Raw genomic sequence first — 8,640 nt, forward strand, 5'->3', positions numbered from 1 at the left:
GCACGCCCTTCCCGAGGAGCTCACTCCTCCGCGACGGCGTGCCGGCGTCCGGCGTCCCGGCCGGGGACGCCGACCGGGTCGGACCGCAGCGCCGAGCCCCGCGACGGGCGCTCACCCACCGGCAGCCGGAACGCGAGCACGGCGAGGAGCACCGCGGCGACCGACACCAGGGTCAGCGTCACGGTCTGCAGGACCGCGTCGCTCCTGGTCTCGAGCAGGTGCAGGGTCAGCTGGTGGTAGAGCTGGTGCGGCAGGTAGGCCACGACCGCGGCCAGCCCCGTCGCCCGGGCGAGCCACACCCCGCCGGTCACCAGCGCGACGAGGGCCACGACCCCGAGGGCCAGGTTGCCCTGGCCGACGTCCCGGAGCAGGTGCTCGTTGTAGGGGCCGTCGACGCTCACCCAGGTGCGGCCGAAGCCCGGGAAGTCCTCGTAGAAGGACCGCGGCGCGAGCGTCTGCCACCCGCCGACACCCAGGCCGAAGACGACGAACCAGGCCAGCAGGCCGCTGACGACGCGACGCACGCGGTCCTCCTCCCGGGATGCCCGGCGGGACGACCGCGACGGCCGGCCGGTGCGCGTCCACCGAGCCCGTGCGCGCGATCGTCCTGCGGCGGTCCGGGCGCCCGCAAGGGACGACCGGCACTGGTGGAACGGCTCGCCCCGGCACCCGTGGGCCCGCCGGCGGCACGGGCGCGCCGGGCCACGGGAACCGGGTCGTGCTGCCCTTCCGGTCGGGACGACGCGACGGTAGAGAGGAGACGTTCCATCGTCCCCGCGACGCCGGACGCGTCCCGGGCGGCCGACGGGAGGCCGGCGCATGAGTGAGCACACGACCTGCGTGGTGGTCGGCGGCGGTCCCGCCGGCATGGTGCTGGGCCTGCTGCTGGCCCGCGCCGGCGTCGAGGTGACCGTGCTGGAGAAGCACGCCGACTTCCTCCGCGACTTCCGCGGCGACACCGTGCACCCCTCGACGCTGCAGCTGCTCGACGAGCTGGGGCTGGCCGAGGAGTTCGACCGGCTGCCGCACACGAAGGTCGAGCAGGTCGTCATCCCCACGGCCGACGGGAACACCGTGACCCTCGGGGACTTCCGCCGGCTGCGCGTGCCCTACCCCTACATCGCGATGACGCCGCAGTGGGACCTGCTCGACCTGCTCGCCGACGCCGGCCGGCGCGAGCCGACGTTCACCCTGCGGATGTCGACGGAGATGACCGACCTGCTGCGCGAGGACGGCCGGGTCCGCGGGGTGCGCTACCGGACGGCGGACGGCGACACCGGCGAGATCCGCGCCGACCTGACCGTGGCCTGCGACGGCCGGCACTCCCTCGCCCGCCGGCAGGCGGGGCTGCGGCCGCGCGAGTTCGCCGTCCCCATCGACGCCTGGTGGTTCCGGGTCCCCCGCCTGCCGGACGACCGCCCCTCCGCCCTGTCCCCGCACGCGGCGCCCGGCCGGTTCGCCGTGGTCATCCCGCGCGAGACGTTCCTGCAGGTCGCCTACATCGGCCGCAAGGGCACCGACGCGCAGCTGCGGGCCCGCGGCATCGAGGCGTTCCGCGCGGACGTCGCCGAGCTCATCCCCGAGTTCCGCGACCGGGTGGACGCGCTGCGCTCGATGGACGACGTCAAGCACCTCGACGTGCGGGTCGACCGGCTCGTGCAGTGGCACGTCGACGGGCTGCTGTGCATCGGGGACGCCGCGCACGCGATGTCGCCGGTCGGCGGTGTCGGCATCAACCTCGCCGTCCAGGACGCCGTGGCCGCCGCGACCCTGCTGGCCGAGCCGCTGCGCAACGGCACCGTGGGCACCTCCGACCTGGCCGCCGTGCGCGCCCGCCGGATCCTGCCCACCGTGGCCGTGCAGACCCTGCAGCGGGCGCTGCACCGCGGCTTCGTGGGCCCGCTGGTCGAGGGGCGGCGGGCCGGCCCCCCGAAGCCGCTGCTCGCGCTGGTGCAGCGGCTGCCCCAGCTCTCCGTCGTCCCGGCGTACCTGATCGGCGTGGGGCTGCGGCCCGAGCACGCGCCGGCCTTCGCCCGGCGCGCTCCGGTCGCCGGCTGAGGACAGGGCCCTGCGCCCCTGACCCGGGACGGCGGTCCGGCGGAGGCTGGCGCCGCTGGATCCGCACGCCCGAGCAGGGAGGGGTCGCCGTGTACGTGGGTGTCATCCACACGATCAGGGACGCCGACGCCTGGGCGGAGATGATGCGCAGCGTCGGCACGGCCGACTTCCCGCCGGGCTTCGAGCTGCTCGCCACCGGGACGTCCCGGGGCGCCGACCGGGCCATCTGCCTGTGGCAGGCGCCGAGCGTGGCGCAGCTCCAGGCCGTCCTCGACGAGCTCGCGGGCCGGTTCGCGGTCACCGACTGCTTCGCCGTGTCCGAGGAGTTCACCCAGGTGACCGGACAGGACGCCCGGGCGGCCACCACCTGAGCCGCCCGGCCGCCACCCCGCACGTCCGCCGACCCGCCGGCGCACCCCGGCTCCCGTCCTCCGGTGCCGGGCGCCGGTGCCTGGAGCACGCCCGGTGAGCACGACCACCGCCCCCGCAGGCCCGGTACCGGGAGCGGGTCGCCCCCCCCGGTCGGTGCTCGACCTGCTCGACGGGTTCCCGGCCTGCCGCGGGGATCCTGCGGGCACCGGCGCGGTCGGGCACGGGCACCTCCACCGGCGTGGCCTCCGGGTACCTGGCGGAGCTGCCCGAGGACGGGACGCTGTCCGTCTTCGTCCGCGAGCCGACCATCGCCTTCCGGCCCCCGCCCGACGCGCAGGCGTGGCGGGCCGCGCTGCGCGCGACCGACCGGTTCGTCGAGGACATCCGGGACGGCTGAGGATCACCCGCGGGTGAAGGTGCCCAACCCCTCGCGGTCGTAGAAGTCCAGCCGCACGCTCGCCGCCGTCCCCCCCTCGTCGACGGCGAACAGGGCACCGGCCAGGCCGTTGGCGTTCTCGCCGATCGACTCGAAGGTGAAGACGTCGCCGGAGTGGTGGGTCAGCGGGAACGTCGTCGGCGCCTCCGCCGGGCCCATCGTCATGGTGAGGCGGTCGCCGTCCGCGGTGACGGTGAGCGGGCCGTAGTAGGGGTTGGCGTAGGTGCCGGTGTAGGCGGCGAGGTCGCGCGCCGGCTGCGGGTCGGCCGGCGGCTGGGACCAGTCGGTCTCGGGGGCGTCGGCCTGCTCGATCTGGGCGAAGATCCCGGCGGTGAAGGTGAGCCAGTCGACGGTCGGCTGCCCGTGCTGCGCGACGTCGAAGAAGCCGGCGGTGATGGCCTCGGGGATCCCCTCGGGGTGCCCGTTGGTCAGGGCCACGATGCCGAGCTGCTCGACGGGGAGCATGAGCACCGCGGTGGCGGCGCCGAGGTCGAACGCGCCGGAGTGCCCGATCTGCAGCCGTCCCTGGTCGTCGTAGGAGACGTTCCAGCCCAGGCCGTAGAAGCCGGTGCGGGCCTCCGGGGACGCCGGGGGGCTGGAGACCGAGTGCGGGACGCGGGTGACCGCCAGCGCGTCCGGGTCGATGACCTGGGTGCCGTCGTGCACGCCGTCGCCCAGCTGGAGGCGGACCCACTGGGCCAGGTCCCGCACCGAGGAGCTGGCACCGCCGGCGGGCGCCTCCGCGTCGGCGTCCCGGGTGTAGCGGGCCACCCAGGTCCCGTCGCCGGCCGGCACGTGGATGGCGGCCTTGTTCGCCGCGGCCTCGTAGTCCTCGTGGCGGTAGCTGGTCCCGGTCATGCCCAGCGGGTCGAAGAGGACCTGGTCGGCCAGGTCCTCCCACGCCGTCCCCGTGGCGACGGCCGCGGCCTCCGCGCCGGCGGTGTACCCGAAGTTGCTGTAGTTGTAGCTGGACCGGAACGGGTCCAGGGGGTGCTGGTCGAGGTGGCTCAGGATGTAGTCCCGGTCGAACCCCAGGTCCTCGAGCAGGTCCCCAGCCCCCGTGTGCAGCCCGCTGCGGTGCGACAGCAGGTCGGCGATGGTGGCGTGCTCGGTGACGTAGGGGGCGCTCAGCGCGAAGGACGGGTCGTACTGCCCGGCCGGCTGGTCCCACTCGACGACGCCCTGCCCGACGACGCCGGCGACGACGGTCGACGCCAGCGGCTTGGACACCGAGGCGAGCTGGAACACCGTGTCCGGGTCGACGAGCTCGGGCCTGCCGACCTCCCGGACCCCGAAACCCTTCGAGTACACGACCTGGTCCCGGTACACCACGGCGACGGCCACGCCAGGCACCCCGGTCCGGTCCATGGCGTCCGTCACCAGCCCGTCCAGGCTGCTCAGCGCGGAGTCGACCTGCTCCTGGCTCAGCGACGCGGCCGGCCCCGGCGGCACCGGCGGCAGCGTGCTCGTCGCCGGCGCGGGCGCGGCCACGGCACCGGTCGCGCAGGCCGACGTCACGGCGGTCAGGGTGGCGAGGGCCGCGGCCGTGCCGGCCGACCTCATCCTGCGACGGCGGGGTGCTGGTGCGTTCGGAGGAGTGGACACGGGCACGGTCCTGACCGGCGCCGCCGCGCGGGCGCCTGCTCGCGGAACGCCACGGGTGGGGCCGGCCGGGCGCGGTCGGCACGCGGGGCACCCGTGGTGGCCGGGGACCGTAGTGGCGGGCTGACGTGGGCGTCCAGGGTCCGGGCCACGCGGGACCTACGCACCTGGCGCGCGCTCGGCGGTGTGGGGAACCTCGGGCGATGGACCTCGCTGCCCCGGTCGTCCCGCTCGACGCGGCCTTCTTCGCCGACCCGTACGCGCTGTACGCCCGGCTGCGGGTCGAGGAGCCGGTGGCGCGGGCGGTGACCCCGGTGGGCATGCCGGTCTGGCTGGTGACCCGGTACGACGACGTCCGGGAGGCGCTCACCGACCCGCGGCTGGCCAAGGACGCCGAGGGCTTCGCGCGGGTGCTGGAGAGCAAGCCGCTGCCGCCGGGTTCCCGCGTGGCGTTCACCCAGGAGCTCAACCGGCACATGCTCAGCACCGACCCGCCCGACCACACCCGGCTGCGCAAGCTGGTCAGCCGGGCCTTCACGGTGCGGGCCATCGCCGCCCTCCGCCCGCGGATCGAGGCGATCGCCGGCCGGCTCGCCGACCGGATGGCCGCCGGGCCCGCGGAGGTGGACCTGCTCGACGCCTTCGCCTTCCCGCTGCCGATGGGCGTCATCTGCGAGCTGCTCGGCGTGCCGGACGCCGAGCGGACGTCGTTCCGCCGCTGGTCGAACACCATGCTGGCCTCCGACGGCGCGGTCGACGAGCGCACCGCCGCCGGCATGGCGATGGCCGTGTACCTGACCGACCTGGTGGCGCAGAAGCGGGCGCACCCGGCGGACGACGTGCTGTCGGCGATCGTCGCCGCCTCCGAGGACGCCGACCGGCTCTCGGCCGACGAGACCGTGTCGATGGCCTTCCTGCTGCTGGTCGCCGGCCACGAGACGACGGTCAACCTCATCGGCAACGGGGTGCTGGCGCTGCTGCGCCGTCCCGACCGGCTGGCCGAGCTGCGCGCCGACCCCGACCTGGTGCCGGCCGCGGTCGAGGAGCTGCTGCGCTTCGACGGCCCGGTCAACCTGGCCACGTTCCGGCACACCACCGCGCCGGTCGAGGTCGGCGGGACCACCATCCCCGCCGGCGAGGTGGTGCTGGTGTCCCTGGCGTCGGCCAACCGCGACCCGGAGCACTACGCCCGCCCCGACGAGGTGGACCTGCACCGCGAGGCCGGGCACCTCGCCTTCGGGCACGGCATCCACCACTGCCTCGGCGCGCCGCTGGCCCGGCTGGAGGGCGAGGTCGCGTTCCGCACCCTGCTCGACCGCTTCCCCGACCTGGCCCTCGCCGTCGACCCCGCCGAGCTGACCTGGCGGCAGAGCATCCTCATGCGCGGCCTGACCCGGCTGCCCGTGCGGCTGCGCTGAACCGGCACCTGGTGCGACCAGGCGGCTCCCAGGGACACAGCCGCTGCGGTCGGCGGCTCCAGGGACACAGCCGCTGCGGTCGGCGGCTCCCGAGCCGACACCTCCGCGCCGGTCCTGCACGCCCGTATCGCATCGTCGTACACGGGGACTCCGCCTGCTCCCGAGTTCGTCGTGAATGGCATGGGCATGGACCCGGCAGCCTTTGTCCGCGGAAGCAATATCGCCTACCGTTGCGCATACCAGGTGATCTGCCGAGTTCGCGAAAGCAACGAGACTGCAGCATCCGGTGGCAGCCTGGTGCCGGTTTGCGACCGGGCCCCAATGGCCTGACCGGGACTCTGGCGGGACACTCCGCTCTCCCCTAGCGTGCGCCTACGCACGCGGCTCAGGGGGAACGCATGGCTGGTGATCAGAAGGCGGCGACCGTCAAGAAGCCAGCGGCTGGCACAAAGGCTGCGGCTGGCCAGAAGACGCCGGCAGTGATAGCTGCCATCGGTGCCGTGGTCGCAGCTGTCGCCGGCGCCGTGGTGGCAGGACTATTCGCACTGGGGAGTGGAAGCGGCGACGACCGGCCCGGAGGCAGTTCCACCGGATCGAGCTCGCCGGCGAGCACCTCTGTCGTCTCGCCGGCGTCCGGCAAGATCGTAGATCCCGAACCCGGTCAGGAGGTGCTGAGCCCGATCGACGTGAGAGGCGTCGCTTCGGCTCCCGAGGACCGCGTCCTCTGGGTGTTGGTGAAGTCGCGGAACAACCACTACTACACCGTCACGAGCGACCCGGCTCCGGTGGACATCGACACGCATGGGAACTGGAGAGTCCGGACTGTGGGCATAGGCAAGGTCGAGGACGACAGAGGACACCCCTACGACCTGGTCCTGGTGGCTGCCCCCCGTGAAGGAGGTGAGATCGAGCGTGCGGTCGCGGAGAAGGGTTCGCGCATGTCCGCTGATCTCGGCCAGCAGCTCCCAGGAGATGCGCAGGAACTGGACAGGGTGACAGTGACTCTGGCTGGTTCACGGTGAGCCCGCCGTCATCGTGACCTCCGGTGAGCCGCTCAGGGCGGAAAACGGCTTCGAGGACACCTGATCGGTCGATCCGGCCCGGGGAGTCGACCTCGGTCACGCGCACCTCGTCCAGGTTCCGGCGGGTGCAGCCTCCGATGCCTGCCCACCCAGCGGTCGGGTCCACGCCCGGCTGCACGGACCGGCTGCACGGGGCAGGAGGGCTGCAACGCCGACGGGGATCCACTGCCCCGTCCGGGGCCAGGTCGCCGTCGTCCTCCTCCGTCGGGGTGCCGCAGCCCGGGTCGCCTGGGTGTGGTGGCGGGGACGCGACCGTCCTCGGAAAGGAACCACAGGGCGCCAGCCACGACCGCGAGCCCGGCACCGGCTTCCTGGCCTGGCGTCATGGCCCTGTCATCCGGCAGGTGCACGTCAGCGGCACCAGGTCGCCATGCCCAGCTGGGGCTGACCGCAGAACCCGGTGACGTCGCCTGGACGGTCGCCCCGCTGCTGCACGCACGCGGGGCGCGGCGAACCACCTGTCCCCGGTCGGCCCTCAGCGACACGACGCAGCCTCCGGCCACGTGCACTGACGGGCAGGACCTGATGTCGCTGCGGCAGCGGCCCAGAGGCGTGCCGGCAGGCGTGAGGCACCCGGCCGATCGAGTGCTCCCCCGTGCGCGAGCCGGGCTCAGGGGAGGACGCGGCGCATCAGCACCCGGGGGAACCCGCCTGCGACAGCGTCGGTGTCCGCGGCCTTGGTGAACCCGGCCTTCTCGAACAGGCTCCGCGTGCCGACGTAGGCCATGGTCGGGTCGACTCGCCGGCCCCCGTTGTCAGCCGGGTACCCCTCGACGGCGGGGGCGCCCTGCGAAGCGGCGTAGTCCACGGCCCCGCGGAGGAGCGCGTGCGCGATCCCCCTGCCGCGATGACCTGGACGCACGCGGATGCACCACACGGACCACACGGGCAGGTCGTCGACGTGCGGGATCTTCCGCGAGCGCTCGAAGGGCAGCTCCGCCCGCGGCGCGACCGCGGCCCAGCCGACCACCTCGCCGCCGTCGTACGCGAGCACTCCCGGGGCCACCGGGCGGCCGGTCAGTTCCCGGACGTACTCGCGGCGGGCCGGTCCGACGAGTTCCCGGTTGGTCGTCGAGTCGAGCCGGTGGCTGAGACACCAGCAGACGTTGGCGGCCGGGTTCTTGGGACCGAGCATGGTCGCGACGTCGTCGAACCGCGCCCTCGTCGCCGGCTCGATCTCGATGCCCACCCGGCCACGCTAGCGCCGAGCCGGCACGGGGGTCGTCGGGTTCATCGTGGAGGCGGTCGGCGCGAGGGGTCCATCACGTGAGCAGCGTTGTCCGTACGCAGTGGCGTCGTCACCCGATCACTGGTCGCGCTAGGTGTCGTAGCCAGGGACGTTGTTGACGGTCGGCGTGGCGCCTTGGTGACGAAGGAGACCTCCGGAAGGAGTGGCGGTGCTTGACGTCGCCGTTGCCAACCGGAGGTCTCCGTGGCCCACGCTAACGCCCGTACCACCGTGTTCGCCCGCACGCTGATCGTCGACCGTGTCCTGGCCGGTCACCGGCCCGGTGAAGTGGCCAAGCAGCTGGGCGTCAGTCGGCAGACGGTTCACAAGTGGGTGCGCCGCTGGCGCGCCGAGGGCGAGGCCGGGCTGGCCGACCGCTCCTCGCGGCCGCACCGCATGCCCCGGCAGACCTCGCCGGAGACGGTCGCGGCGATCGTGGCCGCG

General features: G+C 74.1%; 9 protein-coding genes. 6 read left to right on the top strand and 3 right to left on the bottom strand.

The window, feature by feature from the left end:
• Positions 1–20: 20 nt before the first annotated feature.
• A complete protein-coding gene (locus BLS21_RS05840; RefSeq protein ID WP_091215005.1) occupies positions 21–524 on the bottom strand; it encodes a hypothetical protein in 504 nt (167 codons plus the stop codon).
• A gap of 295 nt (positions 525–819) precedes the next feature.
• Here BLS21_RS05840 and BLS21_RS05845 point away from each other — a divergent pair, with 295 nt between their 5' ends.
• From BLS21_RS05845 to BLS21_RS25015, 3 genes are all read left to right on the top strand, one after another.
• Positions 820–2,058: an FAD-dependent oxidoreductase gene (locus tag BLS21_RS05845; RefSeq protein WP_091215007.1), complete on the top strand. Its 1,239-nt coding sequence runs from the start codon at positions 820–822 to the stop codon at positions 2,056–2,058.
• 89 nt (positions 2,059–2,147) lie between these two features.
• Positions 2,148–2,429 (top strand): hypothetical protein, encoded by a 282-nt coding sequence (locus BLS21_RS05850; RefSeq protein ID WP_091215009.1) that lies wholly within the window; start codon positions 2,148–2,150, stop codon positions 2,427–2,429.
• Between the two features lie 239 nt (positions 2,430–2,668).
• The gene (locus BLS21_RS25015) at positions 2,669–2,827 is read left to right on the top strand and encodes a hypothetical protein (protein ID WP_175479435.1); all 159 of its coding nucleotides are present in this window, start codon (positions 2,669–2,671) and stop codon (positions 2,825–2,827) included.
• 3 nt (positions 2,828–2,830) lie between these two features.
• Here BLS21_RS25015 and BLS21_RS05855 read toward each other — a convergent pair whose 3' ends face one another.
• Positions 2,831–4,429 (bottom strand): serine hydrolase, encoded by a 1,599-nt coding sequence (locus BLS21_RS05855; protein ID WP_091215011.1) that lies wholly within the window; start codon positions 4,427–4,429, stop codon positions 2,831–2,833.
• Between the two features lie 242 nt (positions 4,430–4,671).
• Between BLS21_RS05855 and BLS21_RS05860 the strand changes: the two genes are divergently transcribed.
• Positions 4,672–5,886, top strand: coding sequence for a cytochrome P450 family protein (locus tag BLS21_RS05860; RefSeq protein WP_091215014.1), 1,215 nt, complete (start codon positions 4,672–4,674; stop codon positions 5,884–5,886).
• 398 nt (positions 5,887–6,284) lie between these two features.
• Positions 6,285–6,908, top strand: a complete 624-nt coding sequence (locus BLS21_RS24510; RefSeq protein WP_139177027.1) for a hypothetical protein — start codon at positions 6,285–6,287, stop codon at positions 6,906–6,908.
• 670 nt (positions 6,909–7,578) lie between these two features.
• Here BLS21_RS24510 and BLS21_RS05870 read toward each other — a convergent pair.
• Positions 7,579–8,157 carry a GNAT family N-acetyltransferase gene (locus BLS21_RS05870; protein ID WP_091215018.1) on the bottom strand — a complete coding sequence of 193 codons (579 nt, stop codon included), beginning with the start codon at positions 8,155–8,157 and terminating at the stop codon, positions 7,579–7,581.
• A gap of 243 nt (positions 8,158–8,400) precedes the next feature.
• Between BLS21_RS05870 and BLS21_RS05875 the strand changes: the two genes are divergently transcribed.
• A partial coding sequence (locus BLS21_RS05875) for a leucine zipper domain-containing protein (protein WP_139177028.1) occupies positions 8,401–8,640 on the top strand: 240 nt, incomplete at its 3' end.

Source organism: Geodermatophilus siccatus (assembly GCF_900103785.1).
Lineage (GTDB): Bacteria > Actinomycetota > Actinomycetes > Mycobacteriales > Geodermatophilaceae > Geodermatophilus > Geodermatophilus siccatus.

Bases quoted from the DNA above. Each gene is read 5' to 3' on its own strand.
- BLS21_RS05860 (WP_091215014.1), top strand. From the start codon at position 4,672: ATGGACCTCGCTGCCCCGGTCGTCCCGCTCGACGCGGCCTTCTTCGCC.
- BLS21_RS24510 (WP_139177027.1), top strand. From the start codon at position 6,285: ATGGCTGGTGATCAGAAGGCGGCGACCGTCAAGAAGCCAGCGGCTGGC.
- BLS21_RS05845 (WP_091215007.1), top strand. From the start codon at position 820: ATGAGTGAGCACACGACCTGCGTGGTGGTCGGCGGCGGTCCCGCCGGC.
- BLS21_RS05855 (WP_091215011.1), bottom strand. From the start codon at position 4,429: ATGAGGTCGGCCGGCACGGCCGCGGCCCTCGCCACCCTGACCGCCGTG.